The sequence below is a fragment of the Pseudomonas sp. FBCC-B1667 genome (genome assembly GCF_059133255.1).
Map to the genome: position 1 here is coordinate 679,760 of NZ_CP101437.1, position 24,799 is coordinate 704,558.

The 24,799-nt window shown below is 60.3% G+C and carries 22 protein-coding genes; 10 read left to right on the plus strand and 12 right to left on the minus strand.

The annotated features are described in order from the left end of the window. The first annotated feature begins 82 nt into the window (after positions 1-82). The 5 genes from NL116_RS02945 (at position 83) to NL116_RS02965 (ending at position 5,787) form a co-directional block, all read left to right on the plus strand. Positions 83-1,159 carry a putative 2-aminoethylphosphonate ABC transporter ATP-binding protein gene (locus NL116_RS02945; protein ID WP_494375947.1) on the plus strand — a complete coding sequence of 359 codons (1,077 nt, stop codon included), beginning with the start codon at positions 83-85 and terminating at the stop codon, positions 1,157-1,159. Further along, positions 1,159-2,883 carry a putative 2-aminoethylphosphonate ABC transporter permease subunit gene (locus tag NL116_RS02950; protein WP_494375948.1) on the plus strand — a complete coding sequence of 575 codons (1,725 nt, stop codon included), beginning with the start codon at positions 1,159-1,161 and terminating at the stop codon, positions 2,881-2,883. Before NL116_RS02945 ends, NL116_RS02950 begins: the two co-directional genes overlap by 1 nt. A 41-nt stretch (positions 2,884-2,924) precedes the next feature. Continuing rightward, positions 2,925-3,950, plus strand: a complete 1,026-nt coding sequence (locus NL116_RS02955; RefSeq protein WP_494375949.1) for a putative 2-aminoethylphosphonate ABC transporter substrate-binding protein — start codon at positions 2,925-2,927, stop codon at positions 3,948-3,950. 146 nt (positions 3,951-4,096) lie between these two features. After that, positions 4,097-5,230 carry a TIGR03364 family FAD-dependent oxidoreductase gene (locus tag NL116_RS02960; RefSeq protein ID WP_494375950.1) on the plus strand — a complete coding sequence of 378 codons (1,134 nt, stop codon included), beginning with the start codon at positions 4,097-4,099 and terminating at the stop codon, positions 5,228-5,230. Continuing rightward, the gene (locus NL116_RS02965) at positions 5,230-5,787 is read left to right on the plus strand and encodes a phosphonate degradation HD-domain oxygenase (RefSeq protein WP_494375951.1); all 558 of its coding nucleotides are present in this window, start codon (positions 5,230-5,232) and stop codon (positions 5,785-5,787) included. The genes NL116_RS02960 and NL116_RS02965 overlap by 1 nt, the downstream gene beginning before the upstream one ends. A 128-nt stretch (positions 5,788-5,915) precedes the next feature. Here the strand turns inward: NL116_RS02965 and NL116_RS02970 are convergent, their stop codons facing one another. Together NL116_RS02970 and NL116_RS02975 are read right to left on the minus strand one after the other, a co-directional pair. Next, positions 5,916-7,292 carry a GTPase/DUF3482 domain-containing protein gene (locus NL116_RS02970; RefSeq protein ID WP_494375952.1) on the minus strand — a complete coding sequence of 459 codons (1,377 nt, stop codon included), beginning with the start codon at positions 7,290-7,292 and terminating at the stop codon, positions 5,916-5,918. Next, positions 7,285-8,664, minus strand: coding sequence for a DUF2868 domain-containing protein (locus tag NL116_RS02975; RefSeq protein ID WP_494375953.1), 1,380 nt, complete (start codon positions 8,662-8,664; stop codon positions 7,285-7,287). The genes NL116_RS02970 and NL116_RS02975 overlap by 8 nt, the downstream gene beginning before the upstream one ends. A gap of 85 nt (positions 8,665-8,749) precedes the next feature. Here NL116_RS02975 and NL116_RS02980 point away from each other — a divergent pair, with 85 nt between their 5' ends. Then, positions 8,750-9,262 (plus strand): dihydrofolate reductase, encoded by a 513-nt coding sequence (locus tag NL116_RS02980; protein ID WP_494375954.1) that lies wholly within the window; start codon positions 8,750-8,752, stop codon positions 9,260-9,262. Between the two features lie 120 nt (positions 9,263-9,382). Here the strand turns inward: NL116_RS02980 and NL116_RS02985 are convergent, their stop codons facing one another. Beyond that, positions 9,383-10,774, minus strand: coding sequence for an L-cystine transporter (locus tag NL116_RS02985; RefSeq protein ID WP_494375955.1), 1,392 nt, complete (start codon positions 10,772-10,774; stop codon positions 9,383-9,385). Between the two features lie 241 nt (positions 10,775-11,015). Here NL116_RS02985 and NL116_RS02990 point away from each other — a divergent pair, with 241 nt between their 5' ends. Beyond that, positions 11,016-12,071 (plus strand): HAD family hydrolase, encoded by a 1,056-nt coding sequence (locus NL116_RS02990; protein WP_123434759.1) that lies wholly within the window; start codon positions 11,016-11,018, stop codon positions 12,069-12,071. 205 nt (positions 12,072-12,276) lie between these two features. Here NL116_RS02990 and ilvD read toward each other — a convergent pair whose 3' ends face one another. The 5 genes from ilvD to NL116_RS03015 all read right to left on the minus strand — a co-directional run bounded on the left by ilvD (position 12,277) and on the right by NL116_RS03015 (position 19,242). Continuing rightward, positions 12,277-14,118: a dihydroxy-acid dehydratase gene (gene ilvD / locus NL116_RS02995; protein ID WP_007945541.1), complete on the minus strand. Its 1,842-nt coding sequence runs from the start codon at positions 14,116-14,118 to the stop codon at positions 12,277-12,279. A 274-nt stretch (positions 14,119-14,392) separates the two neighbouring features. Beyond that, complete coding sequence (locus tag NL116_RS03000; protein ID WP_494375956.1) at positions 14,393-15,532, minus strand: MFS transporter; 1,140 nt, start codon at positions 15,530-15,532, stop codon at positions 14,393-14,395. Positions 15,533-15,569: 37 nt separating this feature from the next. Next, entirely contained in the window at positions 15,570-16,547 is a 978-nt protein-coding gene (locus NL116_RS03005) for a diiron oxygenase (protein WP_494375957.1), read from the minus strand. Then, positions 16,544-17,623 (minus strand): SagB family peptide dehydrogenase, encoded by a 1,080-nt coding sequence (locus tag NL116_RS03010; RefSeq protein WP_494375958.1) that lies wholly within the window; start codon positions 17,621-17,623, stop codon positions 16,544-16,546. Before NL116_RS03010 ends, NL116_RS03005 begins: the two co-directional genes overlap by 4 nt. A 422-nt stretch (positions 17,624-18,045) precedes the next feature. Beyond that, a complete protein-coding gene (locus NL116_RS03015; protein ID WP_007945535.1) occupies positions 18,046-19,242 on the minus strand; it encodes a class I SAM-dependent rRNA methyltransferase in 1,197 nt (398 codons plus the stop codon). Positions 19,243-19,471: 229 nt separating this feature from the next. Between NL116_RS03015 and NL116_RS03020 the strand changes: the two genes are divergently transcribed. The 3 genes from NL116_RS03020 to NL116_RS03030 are packed head-to-tail and all read left to right on the plus strand — an operon-like array spanning position 19,472 to position 21,506. Next, positions 19,472-20,287: an HDOD domain-containing protein gene (locus tag NL116_RS03020; RefSeq protein WP_494377995.1), complete on the plus strand. Its 816-nt coding sequence runs from the start codon at positions 19,472-19,474 to the stop codon at positions 20,285-20,287. A gap of 28 nt (positions 20,288-20,315) precedes the next feature. Beyond that, the gene (gene mutM, locus NL116_RS03025; protein ID WP_494375959.1) at positions 20,316-21,128 is read left to right on the plus strand and encodes a bifunctional DNA-formamidopyrimidine glycosylase/DNA-(apurinic or apyrimidinic site) lyase; all 813 of its coding nucleotides are present in this window, start codon (positions 20,316-20,318) and stop codon (positions 21,126-21,128) included. A gap of 54 nt (positions 21,129-21,182) precedes the next feature. Further along, positions 21,183-21,506, plus strand: a complete 324-nt coding sequence (locus NL116_RS03030; RefSeq protein WP_494375960.1) for a multidrug transporter — start codon at positions 21,183-21,185, stop codon at positions 21,504-21,506. Between the two features lie 131 nt (positions 21,507-21,637). On the opposite strand, the gene NL116_RS03035 is transcribed toward NL116_RS03030, so the two are convergent. The 4 genes from NL116_RS03035 to NL116_RS03050 all read right to left on the minus strand — a co-directional run bounded on the left by NL116_RS03035 (position 21,638) and on the right by NL116_RS03050 (position 24,788). Beyond that, positions 21,638-21,889 carry a YfhL family 4Fe-4S dicluster ferredoxin gene (locus NL116_RS03035; protein ID WP_007945532.1) on the minus strand — a complete coding sequence of 84 codons (252 nt, stop codon included), beginning with the start codon at positions 21,887-21,889 and terminating at the stop codon, positions 21,638-21,640. Between the two features lie 102 nt (positions 21,890-21,991). Then, positions 21,992-22,471, minus strand: coding sequence for a pantetheine-phosphate adenylyltransferase (coaD, locus tag NL116_RS03040; protein WP_007945531.1), 480 nt, complete (start codon positions 22,469-22,471; stop codon positions 21,992-21,994). A 115-nt stretch (positions 22,472-22,586) separates the two neighbouring features. Beyond that, complete coding sequence (locus NL116_RS03045; RefSeq protein WP_494375961.1) at positions 22,587-24,182, minus strand: GMC family oxidoreductase; 1,596 nt, start codon at positions 24,180-24,182, stop codon at positions 22,587-22,589. 60 nt (positions 24,183-24,242) lie between these two features. Then, complete coding sequence (locus NL116_RS03050) at positions 24,243-24,788, minus strand: twin-arginine translocation pathway signal protein (RefSeq protein ID WP_494375962.1); 546 nt, start codon at positions 24,786-24,788, stop codon at positions 24,243-24,245. Positions 24,789-24,799: the final 11 nt, after the last annotated feature.

Here is a 24,799-nt window from a genome sequence, read left to right on the forward strand (position 1 = left end):
ATCAGCCGTTTTTGCCTCACTGCCACATGACGGACGCATTACATCCCTAGGATGGCCTTCATCTGCTTGATGAGGCCCGTCCATGAACCACTCGATCGCAACAGCCCTGACCAACCCTGGCGCCCCGATGAAGGTGCGCGGCGTACAGAAACGCTTCGGCGCCTTCACCGCGCTGGATAATGTTTCCCTCGACGTCGCGGCCGGTGAACTGGTGTGTCTGCTGGGCCCGTCGGGGTGTGGCAAAACCACCTTGCTGCGCTGCATCGCCGGTCTGGAAAAACAGGACAGCGGCGAGTTGTACCTCGGTGATCGCGACGTTTCCCACCTGGCCCCCCAGGCGCGGGACTACGGCATTCTGTTCCAGTCCTACGCGTTGTTCCCCAATCTCACCGTCGAAGCGAACATTGCCTACGGCCTCGCCGGCAGTGGTCGCGATGAAGTGCGCAAGCGTGTGGGTCAGATGCTCGAACTGGTCGGTCTGATCGGCAGTGAGAAAAAGTACCCCGGCCAATTGTCTGGCGGCCAACAGCAACGTGTCGCCCTGGCGCGAGCCCTGGCACCGGCGCCTTCGCTATTACTGCTGGACGAACCGATGTCGGCACTCGACGCCCGGGTTCGCGAGCATCTGTGCACCGAGTTGCGCCAATTGCAGCGCAACCTCGGCATCACCACCCTGATGGTCACGCACAATCAGGACGAGGCCATGCTGATGGCCGACCGCATCGCGGTGATGAACAACGGCAAGGTCGAGCAGTACGCCACGCCGCAGGACATCTACGACCGCCCGGCCACGCCGTTTGTGGCGGAGTTCGTTGGCCAGGGCAACTGGCTGCCGTTCCGCCGCAGCAGTGACAGCCACGCCCGGGTCGGCGGGCTGAACATGCGCCTGGCCGATGGCAGCGCAAAAACCGCTTCGGGCCGTTTGTTCTGCCGCCCGGAAGCGATCAACGTCAACCCGCTGGTGCATGAAGAAAACCTGTTCCCGGCCAAGGTTCGCGAAATTACCTTCCTTGGTAACCGCTGCCGCATGAGCTTCGAACTCGACCAATTGCCGGGCCATCCGTTGCTGGCCGAACTGGCGCCGGAAGCCATGCCGCGCCTCGGCGCGCAGCAGATTATGGTCGCCTTGCCGCCGCGCAGCCTGCAGGTGTTTGCCTGATGAGCGCGAACATCGCGCTGCCGATACCGCACAAGCAGGTTCGGCAGACCTCCCGTGCCGAAATCGGCGACCGAGTGTTCGTGGTTGGCGGCAAAGTCCTGTTGCTGGTATTGCTCGGCGTCGCTGTGTTGATGCCGTTGCTGGCGATCTTCTGGCGCGGCTTCAGCGCCGAAGCCGGGCAGGGCGGTGGTCTGGTGGCTGCACGGGAGTTGGTCACCAGCGAGAATTTCCACTGGTTGCTGGGCAACAGCCTCAAGGTTTCCCTCAGCGTCGCGGCGATTGTCGTACCGCTGGCGTATCTGTTTGCCTACGCGCTGCAACGCACTTTGATTCCCGGCAAAGGCATCTGGCGCGGCATTTCGCTGCTGCCATTGATGGCGCCGTCGATGCTGCCCGGGATTGCACTGGTGTATCTGTTCGGCAACCAGGGCCTGTTGCGCGGTCTGCTCTCGGACAACATCTACGGCTTCTGGGGCATTGTGCTTGGCGAGGTGATCTACACCTTCCCGCATGCCTTGATGATTCTGCTGTCGGCGTTGTCCCTGGCGGATGCGCGACTGTTCGATGCTGCCTCCAGCATGGGTGCGAGCCCGGCAAAAGCGTTCCGCAGCATTACCTGGCCGGCGACGCGACAGGCTGTGTTCGCCGCGTTCTGCCTGGTCTTCACGCTGACCATCACCGACTTCGGCGTGCCTGTGGTGGTGGGGGGCGACTACCAAGTGTTGGCGCTGGAAGCCTACAAAGCCGTGGTCGGCCAGCAACAATTCGGTCGCGGCGCGTTGATCGGCATGGTCCTGCTGTTGCCGGCGCTGTTCAGCTTCGGTGTCGATGCGTGGCTGCGCCGACGTCACGGCGACTCCATGAGCGGGCGTGCGCAAGTGTTCAAACCGGCGGAATCGAAGCTGCGCGACGGCTGCTATCTAGGCATTGTGTTGCTGATCAGCGCGGCGTTGCTACTGGTGTTCGGCACGGCGATCTTCTCTTCGCTGGTCAAATTCTGGCCGTACAACCTGTCGCTGTCGCTCAACCATTACCAGTTCAACGACACCGCGGGCGGCGGCTGGCTGGCCTATGGCAACAGCGTGAAGATGGCGTTGTGCACGGCGTTGATCGGCAGCGTGCTGATCTTCACCGGCGCTTACCTGATGGAAAAAACCAAGGGCCAACGTGGGCTGAACCTGACCTTGCGCATGCTCAGTTTCGTACCGATGGCGGTGCCGGGACTGGTGCTGGGCCTGGGTTACGTCTTCTTCTTCAACCTCACCGGCAACCCGCTGCATGTGCTCTACGGGACCATGACCCTGCTGGTGGTCTGCACCATTGCGCACTATTTGACCACCGCGCAAATGACCGCGACCACCGCGCTGCGTCAGCTCGACGCCGAGTTCGAAGCCGCCGCGCTGTCGCTCAAGGCGCCGCTGTATCGGCATTACCTGCGCGTCACCGTGCCGATCTGCCTGCCGGCGCTGCTGGACATCGTGCGCTACCTGTTCGTCTCGGCCATGACCACCGTCTCGGCGGCGATCTTCCTCTACAGCCCTGACACCCTCCTCGCGGCGGTGGCGGTGCTGAACATGGACGACGCCGGTAACGTTGGCGGCGCGGCGGCGATGTCGACCCTGATTCTGTTCACTTCGGCGGGCGTGTCCTTGCTGCTGGCCTGGGCTTCGCGCGGTTTGCTGCGTCGTTCCCAAGCCTGGCGGCAGACCGCGCCCGGTCATTGATTTCCCCTCCCGCAAACCTCAACTCAAAACAGGAAAAGATCATGTTCAAGCCCCTGGCCCTGGCCGCTGCTGTCCTCACCGCTTTCAGCCTGAACGCCTTCGCGGCGCCCACCGAGTTGACGGTGTACACCGCCCTCGAAGCCGAACAACTGAAGACCTACAAAGAAGCCTTCGAAAAGGCCAACCCGGACGTCGAGATCAAGTGGGTACGTGATTCCACTGGCATCATCACCGCCAAGTTGCTGGCCGAAAAAGCTCGCCCACAAGCCGACGCCGTCTGGGGCCTGGCCGCTTCGAGCCTGGCGATTCTCGATCAGCAAGGCATGCTGCAAAGCTACGCGCCGAAGGACCTGGGCAAGATCGGCGGCAACTACCGCGACGCCGCCACCCCGCCAGCCTGGGTCGGCATGGACGTCTGGGCCGCGACCATTTGCTTCAACACCGTCGAAGCCGAGAAGCAGGGCCTGAGCAAACCGTTGAGCTGGCAGGACCTGACCAAGCCTGAGTACAAAGGCAAAATCGTCATGCCTAACCCGGCCTCGTCCGGCACCGGTTTCCTCGATGTCAGCGCCTGGCTGCAAACCTTCGGCGAGAAGCAGGGCTGGGCCTACATGGACGGTCTGCACCAGAACATCGGCCAGTACGTTCACTCCGGCTCCAAGCCTTGCAAACTGGCGGCTGCCGGCGAATTCCCGATCGGTATTTCCTTTGAATACCCGGCCGTTCAGCTCAAGCGCCAAGGCGCACCGCTGGACATCATCCTGCCGAAAGAAGGCCTGGGCTGGGAGATCGAAGCGACCGCTGTGATCAAAGGCACACCGCATGAAGACGCGGCGAAGAAACTGGCTGACTTCTCGGCCAGCCCGGCGGCGATGGAGCTCTACAAAGAGAACTTTGCTGTCCTCGCCCAACCTGGCATCGCCAAGCCGCAGACAGAATTGCCGGCCGACTATGAGCAGCGGTTGATCAAGAACGACTTTGCCTGGGCTTCCAAAAATCGCGATGAAATCCTGACCGAATGGCGCAAGCGCTATGACGGCAAGTCCGAGAAAGTGGTTGCCAAGTAAGATCTTCATCGGCTGACAGGGCATCTTCGCGAGCAAGCCCGCTCCCACATTGGATCTCCAGAGGACACTGGGTTTGTGATCGACACAGATCAAATGTGGGAGCGGACTTGCTCGCGATGACGGTCTGTCATTCAGGACAAAATTCAATGACTCAACACAACGACCTGCTGATCGTCGGCGCCGGGATCCTCGGCCTGTCCCACGCCTACGCCGCCGCCCGGCGCGGTCTGAAAGTCACCGTTTTCGAACGCAGCAAATCGCCTCTGGGCGCCTCGGTGCGCAACTTTGGCCAGGCCCTTGTCACCGGCCAGCCGCCGGGACCGATGCTCGAACTGGCCAAGGCCAGCCGCGAGATCTGGGGCCAATGGGCGCAACTCGCCGGCCTGCAACTCAAGCGCAACGGCTCATACCTGTTCGCCCGCACCGAAGCTGAAGAACATCTTTTGGAGGTGTTCTGCGCCGGCCGCGCCGTGGAACACGGTTACCGAGTCGAACTGCTGCGCGGCGCCGCACTGCGTGATTTGTACCGCGGCCAGTTCACCCATCACCGCGCCGCGTTGCACGGGATGGACGATCAGCAACTGTATTCCCGCGAAGCCATTCCAGCGCTGATCGACTACTTGCGCCGTGAACTCGGCGTGACCTTTCACTTTTCGACGCTGGTCCGCGACATCGAACCGGGCCGTTTGCACAGCACCGCCGGCACCTTCAGCGCCGAGCAGATCATCGTCTGTTCCGGCCACGATTATCAGACGTTGCTGGCCGAACAGATTGCCCAACTCAACCCGCAAATCTGCCGCCTGCAAATGCTTCGCGCCCGCCCGCAGATCAACCTCAACCTGCAACACGCGTTGCTTACCGGTTTGAGTTGCGTGCACTACGGCGCCTTTGCCGATCTGCCGGAAGCGGCGGCGGTGCAGGCGCAGATTCTGCGCGACGAGCCGCACCTGCATGACAACGGTATCCATCTGCTGATCAGCCCGACGCCCTACGGCGAATTGATCATCGGTGACTCCCACCACTACGGCAGCGATCCGTCGCCATTCAACGCCGAGCAAGTGGACGACTGGATGATCGAACTGGCCGAGCAGACGCTGGGCTGCAAGGTGCAAGTGGTCGAACGCTGGCAGGGTGTCTATGGTTCACGGGGACCGGGGCCGTTTTCGTTCCTGCGTCCGGCACCGGGATTGAGCGTGGCGCTGATGCACACCGGCGTCGGCATGAGCGTCGGGCCGGCGATGGCTGAACGTAATGTGGCGACTTTATTAGGGGAGCGTTGATGAATAACCACGAACAGGTGATCGCCGAGGTGTTCGGTCTGTACGAACGCTTTGGCGACAGCGACTACATTGGCGAACCGGTGTCACAGATCGAGCACATGTCCCAGGCCGCGCAATTGGCGATGGCCGAAGGCTTTGATGATGAAGTGGTGCTGGCCGCATTTTTTCACGACATCGGGCACATCTGCGCCGAAAGCGCCGAGAACATGGGCGGCTTTGGCGTGGTCAGCCACGAACGACTGGGCGCCGATTACCTGCGCCGCGCCGGTTTCAGCGAACGTATGGCGCGACTGGTGGAATACCACGTACAGGCCAAGCGTTACCTGACACTCAGAGAGCCTGGGTACGTCGAGCGTTTGAGCGAAGCCAGTCGCCGGACGCTGGAGTATCAGGGTGGAGTGATGACATTGGCCGAGGCTGAGGCCTTCGAGCAAGATTCTCTGTGCGAGGTCAGTTTGCGCATGCGGCAGTGGGATGAGTTGGCCAAGGAGATGCGGGTGCCGGTGATTGATCTTGGCGTCTTGAAGGGAAAGGCGTTGAACCTATTGGCTGCATAGGACGATAAACCAGGGTGCGGCCTTCGCGAGCAAGCCCGCTCCCACATTGGATTTGTGTACGACGCATTTCCCTTGTGGGAGCGGGCTTGCTCGCGAATACCCCCGCCTGAACAACACATCAATGACTCCTACAACTGCTGCGCCAACACCTCAACCAGCTCCTGCCTTTGCGCCTGGTTCAACTTCGCCTGCGGATTGAGCGACGACCACTGCGGATGCGCCCGAGCCTTGTTCAGTGCCTCGGGCAACTTGCCTTCGCGCCAGGTCTTGTCCTGGGGCGTGGCGACCTGAATGCTGTCCATTGCTGCGTGCCCGCGCGCGTTCAGCGCCTGGAGCAGTTGACGCTGACGCAATGCCAGCAATCTCAAAACACTGTCATCGATGGTCAGCTCTCGCTGGCCTTTGATCTTGCCCAGCAAACGGCTGCCATAGCTGCGCGCGGTTTGCAGTGCGCCACCGGCAATCGCGCCGGCCAATGCTGCTGCACCCAGGGTCAGTCCGCCCACCAACAAGTCGACACCGGCACCGGCTGCCGCGCCGGCCGCGATCCCGCTGCCGACCCGTACCCCCAGCTGCTTCAAGGTTTCCGGGTTAAACAAGTCATCGCCCCAACGGCCATCGAGCAGTGGCAAGTCACTGGCCGCGGCATCCTGTGGGCGAAACGCGTAAAGCTTGAGCAGCGCTTCAACGCAACGTTGTTCCCGCTGACGCACGGCTTTGTGCAGTTCGCTGATGGCCTGCCGTTCTTGCTCCGCGTCACTGGCGACGCTGCGTCGGCAGGCGGCGCAATCAATCAGTAACTCGGCAATCAGCCGCACTGCGCTTTGTTGTCGGGCGAGGCGCTGGGCCTGTTGATCGGCGATCAATCGCTCAAGCTGCTCGCGGGAGTTCTCGAGCAGCAGGGCGAGGCTCTCATAAAGACGACGTTCGCCATCTTCCGGCGGTGCGACGCTGTCGAAACGCACCAATGCGTGCAAGCCCAGACGCGCCAACGCTTCACGCCAATCCGGTTCGCGATGATTGGCGCTGCTGACGAAGTTGAGTACCGGCAGCAGCGGTTTTCCACAGCTGGCCAACACTTCCAGTTCGTCGCGGTACTTGGCCAGCACCGGTTCTCGGGCATCGATCACGTAGAGGCCGGCGTCGCAGGTGAGCAGTTGCCGCAACACCTTGGCTTCCTGCTCAAAGCGCTGCCGTGCTTCACTGCCCTCAAGAAATCGTGCCAAACGGGCCGGGCCGTCGAGGCGTTCGCCGGGACGCTCCAGGCGTTCGAGGTAGTCGAGCAGGGCGATGGCGTCTTCCAGGCCGGGCGTATCGTAGAGGTCCAGCAACGGCTCGCCCTCCACCGACAAGCGTGCGCCTTCGACGTGGCGCGTGGTGCTGGGGCGATGGGACACTTCGCCGAAGCCGATATCACGGGTCAGGGTGCGCAGCAATGAGGTTTTGCCAACGTTGGTGTGGCCGACCACGGCCAGCTTCAATGGTGCCTTCCAGGCGTTAGTCATGACCGGTCTCCAGCCAGTTCATCGGCGCGCAATCGGCGAACGGCAATTCCAGTTGTTGCAACGCAACGTGCCAATCGCCGAGTCGTTCGGCGTCCAGCGCTTCACCGGGCGGCGCTTGCAGCAGCCAGACGCGAGTGGCGGCGGCATTGCGCGCCAGTTCAGCGATCAGCGCCAGGCTGCCACGGTCTGGCGAGCGACGTTGGTCGCAAGCGATGACTAAGCGTGCGGGCGGAAAGCGGCTCAATTGTTCGAGGAGTCGGTGGCGCGATTCGCGGCTGTCGAGAACGCCGGCATTGCCCACCGTTTTCGGCAGTTGCGGCGGCCATGGGCGTTGGTCGTCGAGTTCGATGGCGACCAGCAGGGCACCGTCGCTTTGCTGGTCGGTGACACCGCTTTCGACGCGATGCAGTTGCGCCGGAGCAGCATCACTGATGCCGAGGCGTTCGCTGGTGGGCATCAAGCGTTGGCGCAGTTGGGCATAGCCGGGCAGGTTCAGGTCCAGCTGCAAGTTGGCTTGTCCGGTTTTCCAGCGCCACCGGCAAAACAGTATCAGCAGCAAGCGCGGCAGCACCCCGTAGACCAACAGGACGCCGACCAGCCAGGCGGCCCAGGCCTGCCGAGCGCTTTCGATGTTCAGCGCGGCATCGCCGCTGGCGCGGATCATCTCAACGGTGGGCACACTGAAGCCGAGCAGGGCCGGCAGCGCGCCGAGGGCCTGGGTCATGGCGACGAAGGTGTCAGCGCTCAGAATGGTGGTTTCCCAGACGAAGCCGTAGCGCCGGGTCGCCATTAACGTCAGCAGAATCACCAGGGCGCTGAGCATCGCCAGCAGCCACAGGCCATTGACCAGCGTGCCGACCGCCCAGCGATTGAGTTTGTGTCGTTGTAACAACAGCAGCAGGGCCGGGGCCAGCTGCGCGGCTTTGGCATCGCGCGCGAGTTTTTCGCTGAGCCACAACCACAGGCGCCCGAGGGTGGCGCCGTGTTCGCCGGCGAACACCAGGCCCAGCGCCCAGCTCAGCAGCAAAATCAGGTTCAGCCCGAGCAGACTGCCCAAGGCCCAGAACACATTCACCGGGGGTTGCCCGTCGCCCATCGCGGCGAAGGCCAGACCGGTGCCGCTGATCACGGCCAGCGCCGCCATCACGATGAGCGCCAGCCGCGCGCCTTGCAGCCAGTGTTGCAGGGCATTCGCCAAACCATCGCGTTCGGCCAGCCACACGGCTCGCCGTTGAATCCGTGTCGGCAAGTCACCGCCAGCGCTGCGGGCCAGTCGGTTGGCTTCCATGTCTTCCAGCGGGCCGGCGTGTTCTTCACGCAGGCGCACGGTTTCGGTCAGCCAGAGAGTTTGCAGTCCAGTCAGTTCAGTCACGCGCGATCCCATCGCTCCATTGAGCTGTGAGCATAACCGCTGTCGCGCTTATCGGGGTACGGATGGCTCTGGTATCCTCCCCGGCATGACTAAATCACTCCCCCTCAGCCTGATCGCAGCCCTCGGTGAAAACCGCGTGATCGGCGTCGACAACAGCATGCCCTGGCACTTGCCGGGGGACTTCAAATACTTCAAGGCCACGACCCTCGGCAAGCCGATCATCATGGGTCGCAAGACTTGGGATTCCCTCGGTCGGCCGCTGCCGGGCCGGTTGAACATCGTAGTCAGCCGTCAGGCGAACCTGGTGCTCGAAGGCGCGGAGGTCTATCCGTCGCTGGAAGCTGCAGTGGTTCGTGCCGAAGCATGGGCGAAGGCGCAGGGCGTCGATGAGCTGATGCTGATTGGCGGCGCGCAGTTGTATGCGCAGGGGCTGGCGCAGGCGGATCGGTTGTACCTGACCCGCGTGGCGCTGAGCCCGGAAGGGGATGCGTGGTTTCCGGAATTTGATTTGGGGCGGTGGAAGCTGGTGTCGAACACGCCGAATCCGGCCGAGGGTGACAAACCGGCCTACAACTTCGAAGTCTGGGAAAAAGCCTAAGAGCATCGCGAGCAACGGCTCCTACAGGGTTTTGAGGTGGGACACACACCGTGTGAACACCAATGCTTCCTGTAGGCGCCGGGCTTGCCCGCGATGAGGCCCGCCCAGTCGCTACAAGACTCAGGCGTGAGCCAACTCCGAATGCTCATCCGCATCCAGCAAGTCTTTATCCGTCTGCTGCATGATCTGGCTGGTAATCGCCCCGGCCGTCATCGACCCACTGACGTTCAGCGCCGTGCGCCCCATATCAATCAGCGGCTCGACCGAAATCAGCAACGCCACCAATGACACCGGCAAGCCCATCGCGGGCAGCACGATCAACGCGGCAAACGTCGCGCCTCCACCGACACCCGCCACACCGGCCGAGCTCAGCGTCACAATCGCCACCAGCGTCGCGATCCATAACGGGTCCAGCGGGTTGATGTCCACGGTTGGCGCAACCATCACCGCCAACATCGCCGGGTACAGACCGGCACAGCCGTTCTGGCCAATGGTCGCGCCAAACGACGCGGCGAAGCTGGCGATGGATTGCGGAATGCCCAAACGGCGGGTCTGCGCTTCGATGCTCAACGGAATTGTCGCCGCGCTCGAACGGCTGGTGAATGCAAACGTCAGCACCGGCCAGACTTTGCGGAAGAAGCGCAGCGGGTTGATCCCGGCCGCCGACACCAGCAGGCCATGGACTACAAACATCAGGCCGAGGCCGATGTAGGACACCACCACAAAACTGCCGAGCTTGATGATGTCTTGCAGGTTGGAACCGGCGACCACTTTGGTCATCAGCGCCAACACGCCGTAAGGGGTCAGCTTCATCACCAGGCGCACCAGACGCATTACCCAGGCTTGCAGGGTGTCGATGGCGTTGATCACTTTCTGACCTTTCTCGACGTCATCCTTGAGCAATTGCAAAGCAGCAACGCCGAGGAACGCCGCAAAAATCACCACGCTGATGATCGAGGTCGGCTTGGCGCGCGCCAGGTCGGCAAACGGGTTTTGCGGAATGAACGAGAGCAACAGCTGCGGCACGTTCAGGTCCGCCACCTTGCCGGCGTAGTCGGTCTGGATGGTTTGCAGGCGCGCCATTTCCTGGGTGCCGGCCACCAAGCCTTCAGCGGTCAGGCCGAACAGGTTGGTCAAACCGATGCCGATCAACGCCGCAATGGCGGTGGTGAACAGCAGCGTGCCAATGGTCAGGAAGCTGATTTTCCCCAATGACGACGCATTGTGCAGGCGGGCCACGGCGCTGAGGATCGAGGCGAACACCAGCGGGATCACGATCATTTGCAGCAACTGCACGTAACCGTTGCCCACCAGATCGAACCAGCCAATGGAGGTTTTCAATACCGGATTGCCGGCGCCATAAACGGTGTGCAGCGCCACACCAAACACCACGCCCAGCACCAGGGCGAGCAGGACTTTTTTCGCCAGGCTCCAGGTGGTGTGGCGGGTTTGTGCCAGGCCAAACAGCAGGGCCAGGAATACCAGCAGATTGAGGATCAGCGGCAGATTCATAAAAACTCCGATCAGACAGGTGCCAGCTGCCTTCCGGGGCAGCCGCGAACCGGAAAGCCTAACAGCTTGATATCTAATGAATTAATACCGAAATCGGAGGTGGTCTGTCGTTTTTGGAATAAGCCGGTGTCGCTGTCGGGGATGCAGCTGGCGCAATGGGTACGGTAGCGGTCGCTGACAGACGAGGACTGTCACACTTATTTGTTAGCGTCGATGTCTTTCATATTCAGGGAGCGTCGCGATGAAATTCATTCCAAAAATGCTGGCTGCAGCCATTTGCCTGGGCCTTGCGGGCCAGGCATTCGCCACCGATTTGAAACACTGGCCAGCCGATCAGGCCAAGGCGCTGGATGCAATGATTGCCGCCAACGCCAACAAAGGTAACTACGCGGTGTTCGACATGGACAACACCAGTTACCGCTACGACCTTGAAGAGTCGTTGCTGCCATTCATGGAGAACAAGGGCCTGATCACCCGCGACAAACTCGATCCTTCCCTGAAACTGATTCCGTTCAAGGACACCGCTGACCATAAGGAAAGCCTGTTCAGCTACTACTATCGTCTCTGCGAAATTGACGACATGGTGTGTTACCCATGGGTCGCCCAAGTGTTCTCCGGCTTCACCCTCAAAGAACTCAAAGGTTATGTCGACGAGTTGATGGCCTCCGGCAAACCGGTTCCGGCCACTTATTACGAAGGCGACGTGGTCAAGAAACTCGACGTCAACCCGCCGAAAGTCTTCACCGGCCAGGCCGAGCTGTACAACAAGCTGATGGAGAACGGCATCGAGGTCTACGTGATGACCGCCGCCTCTGAAGAGCTGGTGCGCATGGTCGCTTCCGATCCGAAGTACGGCTACAACGTCAAACCGCAGAACGTCATTGGCGTGAGCCTGCTGCTCAAGGACCCGAAGTCCGGCGAACTGACCACCGCTCGCAAACAGATCACCGCAGGCAAGTATGACGAGAAAGCTAACCTCGGCCTCGAACTGACCCCGTACCTGTGGACCCCGGCGACCTGGATGGCGGGCAAACAGGCGGCGATCCTGACCTACATCGATGAGTGGAAAAAGCCGGTGCTGGTAGGCGGCGACACCCCAAGCAGCGATGGTTACATGCTGTTCCACAGCGTCGACGTGGCCAAGGGCGGTATTCACTTGTGGGTTAACCGCAAGGACAAATACATGACCCAGATTAACGGCATGATGGCCAAGAACGCGGCGGCCCAGGCCAAGGAAGGGCTTGAGGTTACGGCGGACAAGAACTGGGTGATCGTGAAGCCGGAAGAAATTCAGTAAAGGTAAATGGATCGTTGCGACGAGCACGGCCCCTGTGGGAGCTGGCTTGCCAGCGATGGCATCGACGCGGTCAGTCTGATGGACCGAGTCGTCTGCATCGCAGGCAAGCCAGCTCCCACAGTAGATCTCCAGTGTTTGGGAGGTTTTGGTCAGGCAAAAAAATGCCCTGCACTTGGCGGGGCATTTTTATTTCTGCGATTGACGCTTACAGCCCGTCGAGCATCGCCTTGTTACGCACGGCACCCTTGTCGGCGCTGGTCGCCAACAGGGCGTAGGCTTTCAGTGCGGTGGTCACCTTGCGTGGACGTTTTTCCACAGGCTTCCAGCCTTTCTGATCCTGCTCGGCACGACGTCCGGCCATTTCTTCGTCGCTGATCAACAGGTTGATCGAGCGGTTTGGAATGTCGATCAGCACTTTATCGCCGTCCTGCACCAGACCGATCGCGCCACCCGCTGCCGCTTCCGGCGAAGCATGGCCGATGGACAGGCCCGAGGTGCCACCGGAGAAGCGGCCGTCGGTGAGCAGGGCGCAGGCTTTGCCCAGGCCTTTGGATTTCAGGTAAGACGTCGGGTACAGCATTTCCTGCATGCCCGGGCCGCCTTTCGGGCCTTCGTAACGAATGATCACGATGTCGCCGGCCTTCACTTCGTCAGCGAGGATGCCGCGTACGGCGCTGTCCTGGCTTTCGAAGATCTTCGCATTCCCTTCGAAGACGTGGATCGATTCGTCGACGCCGGCGGTTTTCACCACGCAGCCGTCCAGCGCGATGTTGCCGTAGAGAACGGCCAGGCCGCCTTCTTTCGAGTAAGCATGCTCGACACTGCGGATGCAGCCGTTTTCGCGGTCGTCGTCGAGGGTTTCCCAACGGGTGGACTGGCTGAACGCGGTTTGTGTCGGAATGCCTGCCGGGCCGGCCTTGAAGAAGTGATGCACGGCTTCGTCGTCAGTCTGGGTGATGTCCCACTTGGCGATGCCTTCGGCCAGGGTCTTGCTGTGCACGGTCGGCAGGTCAGTGTGCAGCAGGCCGCCACGGGCCAGCGAGCCGAGGATGCTGAAGATCCCGCCGGCACGGTGCACGTCTTCCATGTGGTACTTCTGGATGTTCGGCGCGACTTTGCACAGTTGCGGCACGTGACGGGACAGGCGGTCGATGTCGCGCAGGTCGAAATCGATCTCGGCTTCCTGGGCCGCGGCCAGCAAGTGCAGGATGGTGTTGGTGGAACCGCCCATGGCGATGTCCAGCGTCATGGCGTTTTCGAACGCCTTGAAGTTGGCGATGTTGCGCGGCAATACCGACTCGTCGTTCTCACCGTAGTAACGCTTGCACAGCTCGACAATAGTGCGGCCCGCTTGCAGGAACAATTGCTCGCGGTCGCTGTGGGTGGCCAGGGTCGAACCGTTGCCTGGCAAGGCCAGGCCCAGGGCTTCAACCAGGCAGTTCATCGAGTTGGCGGTAAACATGCCGGAGCACGAACCGCACGTCGGGCAGGCGCTGCGCTCGTACTCAGCGACTTTCTCGTCAGAAGCGCTGGAGTCGGCGGCGATCACCATGGCATCGACGAGGTCGAGACCGTGGCTGGCCAGTTTGGTCTTGCCGGCTTCCATCGGGCCGCCGGACACGAAGATCACCGGGATGTTCAGGCGCAGGGACGCCATCAACATGCCTGGGGTGATCTTGTCGCAGTTGGAGATGCAGACGATGGCGTCGGCGCAGTGGGCGTTGACCATGTACTCGACGGAGTCGGCGATGATCTCGCGGCTCGGCAGCGAATACAGCATGCCGTCGTGGCCCATGGCGATGCCGTCATCCACGGCAATGGTGTTGAATTCCTTTGCCACGCCGCCGGCGCGTTCGATTTCGCGGGCGACCAGTTGGCCCAGGTCCTTGAGGTGGACGTGGCCCGGTACGAACTGGGTGAAGGAGTTGGCAATGGCGATGATCGGCTTTTTGAAGTCGTCATCTTTCATCCCCGTGGCGCGCCACAGTGCACGGGCGCCGGCCATGTTGCGACCGTGGGTGGATGTTTTCGAGCGGTAATCAGGCATGAAGCACTCCGGGCGGCTAATCAGGTATCAAAAGGGGAAGTGAGCTTCTATTGACGTCTGGAACACTCAGAAATGGCCGTGTGTCCGGAAGTTGCCGATAACTTTGCGGGATCGCCGCGCGCTTCAGCTTGAGCTCATAAACCCGCCGGGGGATGACTGGCGATGAATGTCGCGATTCTACACGGCTGGCGTCAGGAGGGAATGGCTGCCGCTTTGGAGATAGCGCTGACAAGACGTGTGGACAGGGTTATCGGCATGTTGCCCTGATGCGCAGTCAGCGGCGACTGATCACGGTGTTCAAGCCGATGCCCACCGCACTCAAAATCAAAAAGCACACGGCCAGGGCCGTGGTCAGGTAGGCGCTGGTCAGGTTGATGACGGCGCTGATCAGGCCGCCACACATGAAAATCAGCAGGCTACCGGCCGAGGTTGCGGTACCCGCGTATTGGGGGAAGAGGCTCATCGCCCTGGAGTTGGCGATGGGACGGCAAATGGTGGTGCCGGCGGTACAGATCAGCATGGGAATCAGAACCGTGGCGGCGGACAGGCCGAACTGCCAGACCAGCCATGGCATCACCAGGCCCGAGAGTGTAATCAGGCCCAGGCCGATGTTGATTTGGCTGCTGCCCTCCAGATGGCGATGCAAGAGGCTGGCGATAATCCCGCCGACCACATACGCGACGCCATACAGCAACAGCGCCCAGGCGAACTGGTAGGCGGAAAGGTGCAGGTACTCCATGAACAGGAGTGGTGAAATAACGATGAACGAGAAATGGCAGGCGAAAGCCAGACCGGATATCAGCCAGTAACCCGTAAAACGTATATCGCTAAGCAGTAGCCAATAAGTGCCGAAGAATCGCCGGGACGATGGAGCACCGCTACGACTTTCCTTTAACAGCAAGCAGGACCTCAGCCAGACGATAATGGCCAGGCCGATGAACACATAAAAACTGCCCTGCCAGCCCACATGCAACTGCAGCCAGGTGCCTATCAGCGGCGAACAGGAAATGAAAATCCCGCCGGCGGTTGCCATCCAGATTCGCAGTCGTTCCAGTTCGCGGCCGAAGAACAGGTCCTGGACCAGCGCCTGTGACAAGGCAAACGATCCGCAGCCCATCGCCTGTATAACGCGAAAGATCAGAAACCAGGTGTAATCGCTGACAAGCAGACACCCTGTTGCACCCCCGGCAGCCAGAGCAATGCCCCCTAGCAGCAGTTTTTTGCGGCCGAACCTGTCGGACAGCGGCCCGATCAGCAGCAATGAAAACGCCAGGCCAATGGCAAAGAGGCTGACGGACAACGCTATATCCACAGGCGTCGTGCGAAAGTGGTCGGAGAGCGCGGGAAAGGACGGGAGCACGACGTCGAGGGGGAAAACAGCAAGCAGTGTCATGGTCATCAACAAAATGACCATGGGCCGGCTTCCTTTGACCTCGGTTGCTTCGATCATGTTATTCATCAAGAAGCCCGGCCCTGGTGAAGAGTTGCCGGTTGTAAGGCCGGTCGAAGAACCCGGCGTTTTTCAGGGCGCTCAGGGTTGCGCTGGCGCCCGAACGAGTCCGTTGCAGAGTGGCTTGCGCGTCGGACAGCCCTTCAGTGATTTCCAGGCAAACTGTCTCCCTGAGGCCGACACTGCGAAAGCTTGCCCTCAGCCAATGCTCATCGACCTCAAAGAACACCTGAATGAGCTCCGGCAGCAGACCCGCGCAGAACTGGCGTTGGGCGCTGGTCAGGTGCAGCCACAGATAATGGAACACTTCGCAGAAGTAACGACTGTGTCGAGCCTCGTCGGCAAGGTGGTCCCTGAGCATGTCCTGAACGCCGTCCACCAACGCATCGCGACAGATGTCGAGCAGATCCTTGGCGATGATTGTCTCGGAGACGAAACCGGTGAGGAACCAGGCCAGTGGTTTGTGTCGGTCAGGTGTGCGTTTGAGCAGGGCGTGCAGCCGGGTGATTCGCTGTGGCATGACGGGCCGATCAAGCATGCCGTAGAACGCGGCAATCTGCTCGGCGAGGCTATTGGAAAAGAGAGCGTGATAGCCCTCGTCGGTGTAGAGCTGCAGCGCAGCGTTTTTCATCCGCTGTGGAATGCCCATGCCGAGTTCATCATGGACGATGGTTTCGACAGATCGATTGACGATGCGATGTTCGAGCAAGGTCGTGTAGTCGAGGAAATACACCAGATGATTGGCCGACAGTCGATGAGTGATCGCCCGGCCGGCGTCTTTGACGGCCGGATGATTCAAGTAAGGCAAAAATGCCGGCGGGAACCAATGCCGGGTTTGCAGTTGCTGTTCAATATCGGGCGGCAACAAATAGGTATGTTTGCTGGTTCGCACCGCGGCGCGGTTATTCCAGTCGCCGAGGGTAAAACGATCGGACCAGCCAGTGGGAAGCGTTGCCTGTTCAAAGCGCATGTCGCTCATGATGGCGAGTCCTGACGGTTCAGCAGCGTTTTCAGTTCCTTGCACAGCACGTCCCCGTCGCTGTTGCCGCAACCGACAAAAAACAAAGGCTGTTCTGCGCTGTCAGTGAGGCCGAGAAGCGTCTCGACCTGATCATCGGTCAGCGCGCCGGTCAGCCAGGTGTTAAAGCCGAGCGAGGTGGCCACCAGCTGGAAGGTCTGGGAAATGTGCCCGGCTTCAACGTAAGCCATTCGATAGGCGCGCGAGTGTTCATATTTCCACCACAGCTTGTCGAATCGACTGGTGATGAACAGGCCCACCGGCAGGTTATTGATGAAGTGTTGCCCGCACAGCAGTTGCCCCAGCGGTCGACCTGGCAGCGGGTTGACGAAGCTCAGCGCATGCTCGGTTGGATGGTAGGCATAGAGCCCGGGTTTCAGGCCGCTGACGTTTTGTACGAGCAGGAAGCCTTCACAGGCGTTTAGCCCACCCCCGGAGGGGCTGGTGCGGCGGGCGCCAAGTCCTTCGGCGATGCTTTCGTCGACGTCGTCCTCACGTTCTCGCAAGTAACCGAGGGACAAGTAGAGCAACGTGCTGACTGCTTCGAGCGAGAGGGCCTCGCCGGTGAAGGTTCGGCAGGTTTTCCGGTCGATCAGGGTATTTGCCAGCGTGCTTTGCGGCAGGCATCCAGGTTTCGGCAATGAAATCTTTTCGTCTGCCAGACGTTCCGTCAGACGGGTGTCCGGTGTCGGTGTGGCCAGCACTTTGCTGCAATGGTTCAGATACTCTCTGGACCATTCATGAATATCGCGTGGGGTATGTTGGCAAGGGATGTTCTTGGTGCCGATATGGAATATTTTCGACAGGTCATCCCAGCCCCATTCAATAAGAGTGGGGGTTGATGTCGTGAGTATTCCTGCTTCAAGAAGTTGGGTGTCTATACTGTTGTTGCGATTGAACTTGTTCGGGTTGTTTATCAATTCTGCAAGTCGGGTTGAATAGTCAATATCCAGTTCGTACTGTTTGTGATTTTTGTAATCCCACACTATTTGATCGGGCGTGCGCGGAAGTATGAAGAGATAGGGGTTTATCTGCATGATGGGCGATTCACTCTGGGTTTTCTCAGAGAACGCTGGGTAGCCGGCACTCCCCAGCGCTTCATTTACTTAGCGGGCTTTCGGCGCAACCAGAAAAGCCAGGTTGGCGATGGTGTTTGCTTCCAGAGTAATTGCTTTCATCTTTGTAACTCCTTGTCATTGATAATGAGCGTCACTTCAATGTGACAACTCAATCATAGTTGGTAATGAATTCTTATCAAGGAGAGATTGAGTAGGAATGTTCTAGTTGTTTTGTCGGATCAATCGAAATGACGCGTGAAATTTGTAAGGCGTATTCTCCAAAGTGCAAAGCACAGAGAAACGTCCTGCAAGTCGCAAGGATTGCAAGTGTAGGAAGTTGTAGAAATTAATATCGAATAATAGAAGGGGGAGCCGATCGGCTCCCCGTCCACCCGGCGCAATCAGCTGTTTGGCAGCAGGCGGCAGGTGATGCTCTTGATGTAGCGGGTTTCGGCAATGGCTGGGTGAACCGGGTGATCCGGGCCCTGAGCGCCACGCTCCAGCAACTGGATGTTGCGGTCCAGGTGACGGGCGCTGGTCAGCAGGATGTTTTGCAGGTCGTCTTCAGGCAGGTGCATCGAGCACGAAGCGCTCACCAGGATGCCGTCCTTGCTGAGCAGGCGCATGGCTTGCTCGTTCAGGCGACGGTAGGCGCCTTCGCCGTTCTTCATGTCTTTCTTGCGTTTGATGAACGCCGGCGGGTCGGCCACGATCACGTCGAAACGTTCTTCGCTGGCTTTCAGCTCTTTGAGGGCTTCGAACACGTCGCCTTCAATGCAGGTCATTTTGTCGGCGAAACCGTTCAGCGCAGCGTTGCGCTCGACGCCGTCGAGGGCGAAGGCCGACGCGTCGACGCAGAACACTTCACTGGCGCCGAAGGCGGCCGCTTGTACACCCCAGCCACCAATGTAGCTGTACAGGTCCAGTACGCGTTTGCCCTTGGCGTACGGGGCCAGGCGTGCGCGGTTCATGCGGTGGTCGTAGAACCAGCCGGTTTTCTGGCCTTGCATGACCGGCGCTTCGAATTTCACGCCGTTTTCTTCCAGTGCCACCCACTCTGGCACCAGGCCGAACACGGTTTCGACGTAGCGGTTGAGGCCTTCGGCATCACGGGCGGCGGAGTCATTCTTGAACAGAATGCCGCTTGGCTTGAGCACTTGGGTCAATGCGGCGATCACGTCTTCTTTATGAGCTTCCATGGTCGCCGAGGCGATCTGTACCACGAGGATGTCGCCGAAACGGTCGACCACCAGGCCTGGCAGCAGGTCGGAATCGCCGTAGACGAGGCGATAGAACGGCTTGTCGAACAGGCGATCGCGCAGCGACAGGGCGACATTGATACGGTGAACGAGCAACGACTTGTCCAGCGGCAACTTGATGTCGCGCGACAGCAGGCGGGCGCAGATCAGGTTGTTCGGGCTCATGGCAACAATGCCCAGCGGCTTGCCGCCGGCGGCTTCGAGGATCGCCTGATCACCGGCCTTGAAGCCGTGCAATGGAGTGGCGGCGACATCGATTTCGTTGCTGTAGACCCACAAGTGGCCGTTTCGCAGGCGACGGTCGGCGTTGGCTTTGAGGCGCAGGCTAGGCAGGGACATGACGTCGCTCCGGAAAAAAGAGCGGGAGTATAGCGTGTTGCGCAAGGCCACGGTTTGGTGGATGGACATGCGGTGGAGGGCGCGCCAAAGATGAAACTTCAGCAGATGCACCCTCTAAGGTGTCGGATCCAACTTTTAGAAGCTAGAATCTGCGCCTGGCCCAGAGTGTGTACTTATGTCCCAAGAGCTGACTACCGAACAGATTCAACAGTCCCTGCAAGGCATCAGCGTGCCCGCCCAGCCGCAAATCATGGTGGATTTGCAGATGGAGCAGTACATGCCCGACCCGGACCTGGAAGTGATCGCCAAACTGATCGCCCAAGACCCGGGCCTCTCTGGCGCCTTGCTGAAGATCGTCAACTCGCCCTATTACGGCTTGAGCAACAAGATCGCTTCGATCCAGCGTGCGGTGAACTTGCTGGGCAGCCGTTCAATCATCAACCTGATCAATGCGCAGTCGATCAAGGGCGAAATGAATGACGACACCATCGTCACGTTGAACCGCTTTTGGGACACGGCTCAGGATGTGGCGATGACCTGCCTGACGCTGGCCAAGCGCATTGGCGCCCAGGCCGGCGATGAGGCTTACGCGTTGGGCCTGTTCCACGATTGTGGCGTGCCGTTGATGCTGCAGCGCTTCCCCAACTACATGACCGTTCTGGAAGAAGCCTACGCCAACGCCAGCGCCGAATGCCGGGTGGTGGACACCGAGAACCGCGTGTTTAATACCAACCACGCCGTGGTCGGTTACTACACCGCCAAATCCTGGCGTCTGCCGGAGCACGTGACTGCGGCAATTGCCAATCACCACAACGCGTTGGCGATTTTCAGCGATGAGTCGTCGCGCAATGCCCAGCTCAAGAACCTGCTGGCGATCCTCAAGATGGCCGAACACATTTGTGCGTCCTATCGAGTGCTGGGCAACCAGAATGAAGACCATGAATGGAACAGCATCGGGCATCTGGTGCTCGACTATGTCGGTCTCTCGGATTATGACTTCGAGTCGCTCAAGCAAACCATTCGCGACCTCGGCGCTCACCGCTGAGTGCTGAATAGCCTGATTCGAGTGCACCATGCCTGAACTGCCGGAAGTCGAAACCACCCGCCGCGGGATTGCGCCGCACCTGGAGGGCCAACGGGTCAGTCGGGTTGTCGTGCGTGACCGGCGCCTGCGCTGGCCGATTCCCGAAGACCTTGATGTGCGGTTGTCCGGGCAGCGCATCGTGCTGGTGGAGCGGCGCGCAAAGTACCTGTTGATCAATGCCGAAGTCGGCACGTTGATCAGCCATTTGGGCATGTCGGGAAATTTGCGGTTGGTAGAAGTTGGCCTGCCGGCGGCCAAACATGAACATGTGGACATCGAGCTGGAGTCCGGCCTGGCGTTGCGTTACACCGACCCGCGAAGGTTTGGCGCGATGCTCTGGAGCCTTGACCCGCTCAACCACGAATTACTGATTCGTCTGGGGCCGGAGCCGTTGACTGACCTGTTCGACGGCGAGCGCCTGTTCCAGCAGTCCCGCGGGCGCTCCATGGCAGTCAAGCCGTTCATCATGGATAACGCGGTGGTGGTGGGTGTCGGCAATATCTACGCGACCGAAGCGCTGTTCGCCGCCGGCATTGACCCGCGCCGCGAAGCCAAGAGCATTTCCCGGGCGCGTTATTTGAAACTGGCGATCGAGATCAAGCGCATCCTCGCCGCCGCCATCGAGCGCGGCGGCACCACGTTGCGCGACTTTATCGGCGGTGACGGTCAGCCCGGTTATTTTCAGCAGGAATTGTTCGTGTACGGCCGAGGCCATGAGCCCTGCAAGGTCTGTGGCACGGAGCTGCGGGACGTTAAGCTCGGGCAGCGCGCCAGCGTCTTTTGCCCTCGCTGCCAGAGCTGACAAAACCTACGGTCTATAGTCAGTGTTCTCACTGCCTCGCATAAGGACCGTGCCATGAACCTGTTTCGAACCCTTGTTGCTGTCTGCTTGCTCGGCGCTAATGCCTGCGCGTTGGCGGCAAACAGCGGCAGCGGCGACCCGCTCTACACCATCCAGAATCCCCCGGCGTACGCCATGATCGGTGATTTGCTGATTGCCCGTCCTTTACTGGTCGTAGCGACGGTGATAGGTGCTGGCGTGTTTGTGGTGTCGTTGCCATTTACCGCGCTGGGTGGCGGCGTCGGCGAAGCGGGACAGGCGTTGGTGGTTGACCCGGCGAAAGCCGCATTTGTGCGGTGTCTGGGGTGTATCGGGGAGGGGTTTGAGCAGCGGGAGTGACAGCCGTTGGATTTTCTGTGTGGCTGATGGCGCCTTCGCGAGCAAGCCCGCTCCCACATTAGACCGCGATCAAATGTGGGAGCGGGCTTGCTCGCGAAGGCGTCTGAACAGGCTCTACAAAACTATCTGACTCAAGCCTTGCCGGTAATCTTCCGGTACTTCTCCATCAACTCGTCTTCAGTCTCGGGATGCGCTTCGTCCAGCGGAATGCAATCCACCGGGCACACTTGCTGGCACTGAGGTTCGTCGTAGTGGCCGACACACTGCGTGCACAGATTCGGGTCGATCACATAGATCTCTTCGCCTTGGGAAATGGCGGCGTTCGGGCACTCGGGTTCGCAGACGTCGCAGTTGATGCAATCGTCGGTGATGATCAGGGACATGCTAACTCCAGCCAGGGCGGCAGGCCCGGGCGCAATAAACCAATGCGCGCAATTGTGCCGCATTGGCGCCCGCAGTGCACGCGGGCGCCGCTTGAGCGGTCGTTACTTCTTGAAGCGCTCGGTCAGGGCATCCGCCACCGCAGGGTGGACGAACTTGGTGATATCGCCGCCAAGCGCCGCGATTTCCCGGACAAGCGTCGAGGAAATGAACGAATAACGCTCGGACGGTGTAAGAAAAAGACTCTCCACGTCCGGTGCCAACTGACGGTTCATGTTGGCCAGCTGGAATTCGTATTCGAAGTCCGACACCGCGCGCAAACCACGCAGGAACACGTTGGCGTTCTTCTCTTTGGCGAAGTGGGCGAGCAGCGTCGAGAAACCGACGACTTCAACGTTCGGCAGATGTTTAGTGACCTCGCGGGCCAGCTCCACACGCTGTTCCAGAGGAAACAACGGGTTTTTCTTGGGGCTGGCGGCGACGGCAATGATCACATGATCGAACAGGCGCGCGGCGCGTTCGACCAAGTCGCCATGGCCCTTGGTAATAGGGTCGAAGGTACCTGGGTACAACACTCGGTTCATCGCGTCGTCCTGGCGGGAGTCCGTTGGGGAGTCGGATGGTATCGCAGCCTTCCCGGTCGGCCAAGTCGCCTGTTGGGTAAGAACGCACTATAGACGATACGAATATTCTCCCTTTTCATGGGTTTTTCAAACGTTCGGCCAGTGAAGTGGCCAGTTGCGCCGTCAGCCCGTAGACCGACAACTGCGGGTTTGCGCCAATGCTGGTAGGGAACAGCGAGCCGTCATGGATCGACAAATTATTGAGCTGGTGATGACGGCCGAGGCTGTCGGTCACGGCGTTTTTCGGGTCTTCGCCCATCGCACAACCACCCATCACGTGGGCGCTGCCCAGGCGCGTGCGATACAACTCAAGGCTCAAACCATCGATCAACGTGCGCGCTTCAGCCAGGGTTTTCACGTAGCGGGCATCGGCATGCATCGGCATCACCGCGTTGGCGCCCCCGGCAAACTGGATTTCGGCCATGCTGTGAAAGGCTCGGCGCAAACCGTCCCAGGCGTAGGGCGAGACTTGATAATCAAGCACCGGCGTATTGTCGCCGCGCAGTTCGACGCTGCCGCCGGGGCTGTCCGGATGGAAACCGTCGCGTAACAACGCCAGCATCGCGTGAGTGTGGGGCAGGTGCTCCATGTGCTGGGCGTTTTCCTTGCCAAAACCGCCGAGCAGGGTCGTCGCCAATGCCGGGTGCAGGGGCGGTACCTCGAGTTTGTAGGACATCTTGCCGGTGGTGCCGTCCTGCCATTGGAAATGGTCGGAATAGATTGATTGTGGCGCGCCGTAGAACGGGTTGATCACCTCGTCGAACAGCCCGGCGGACATGTTCACCAAATGCAGAAACGTGCGTTTGCCCAAGCGCTTGTGCGGATCCGGCGCCTCCGAACGCAGGAGCAACGCAGGGCTGTTGATCCCGCCGCCGGCCAGTACGTAATGACGGGCCTTGACCGTGATCGTGCGCCCGGTCGGCGCGACGCAACGGTCGTCCATCGCCACGCATTGCAAGCCAGTGACTTTGTCATCCTTGATCGACAGCTTTTCGGCGCGGGCCAGGTACAGCAGCTCGCCCCCTTTTTCCAGCGTCGCCGGAATGGTCGTGACCAGCATCGATTGCTTGGCGTTGGTCGGGCAGCCCATGCCGCAGTAGCCAAGGTTCCAGCAGCCGCGCACGTTGCGCGGGATGACGTGCCAGGTGTAGCCGAGCTTTTCACAGCCTTTGCGGATCACGTCATTGTTGGCGTTGGGCGGCACCATCCACGGCGCGACGCCGAGGCGTTGTTCCATTTTCTCGAACCAGGGCGCCATCTCGGCAGGCGAGTGGCCTTTGACATCGTGCTCCTTGGCCCAGTGTTCGAGCGTCGGGGCGGGTGTGCGAAAGCTCGAGGTCCAGTTGATCAGCGTCGTGCCGCCTACTGCGCGGCCCTGAAGAATGGTGATCGCGCCATCCTTGCTCATGCGCCCGATGCCTTCCTGGTAGAGACTGGTGTAGGCCTGGTCTTCGAGCATCTTGAAGTCGCTGCTGGTCTTGAGCGGGCCTTCTTCGATCAGCAGCACTTTGTAGCCGGCCGCGCTGAGAATTTCAGCCGTGGTGCCGCCACCGGCACCGCTGCCGATGATCGCCACGTCCGCTTCGAGGGTCAGGTCTTGGGTCAGTTGCGCGCCGTTGTAGGTTTTCCAGCCACGGGACAGGCCTTCTCGGAACGGGTCGGGTACAGGCATTCTCAGGTTCTCTTTTTATTTTGTTTTGGGTGGCTTGCCCACGATAGGCTCGACTCGATTTCAGACCGCAGGCGGCCCGGGATACCCGCAATGCACCCACGATTCCGCCCGGCCGTACCACGCCATCATCACCAGTTGCAGCAACGAGCTATAGCCCATGCGCAACAAGCTCAACGAACTGTTTTCCCAGCGATCGAGAAAGTGTCGGATCTCATCACCGCTGGCGTTTTCCCAACTGCCCCAGATCCCGGTCAGCGGTCCGCGCGTCACGGCCATCCCCAGCACATCGAACAATTGTTGGGTCAGCTTGAGCATTTCCGGCGACAGGTGATTCAGGCTGTTATCCAGGCTGTGTAAGGTCTGGTCGACCGAGGCCGGCGTTTTCTCGGGCGCGACGGCCCCCTCAAGCAACACCGGGATCAGTGCACGCAAAAACAGCAGGTCGCCGCTGCGCAAAATCACGAAACCGCTCGCCGCGGTGCTCGACGAACAGCCGCTGAGGCTCGCGCCCAACCCGGCCGTGGCCAGGAATGCGCTGGCGCCAAGGCTGAATTTCAGCAAGCCGCGCCGTGACAGCGCGGGTGTATCGGACAGGCTTGGGCTCATTATTGTTGTTA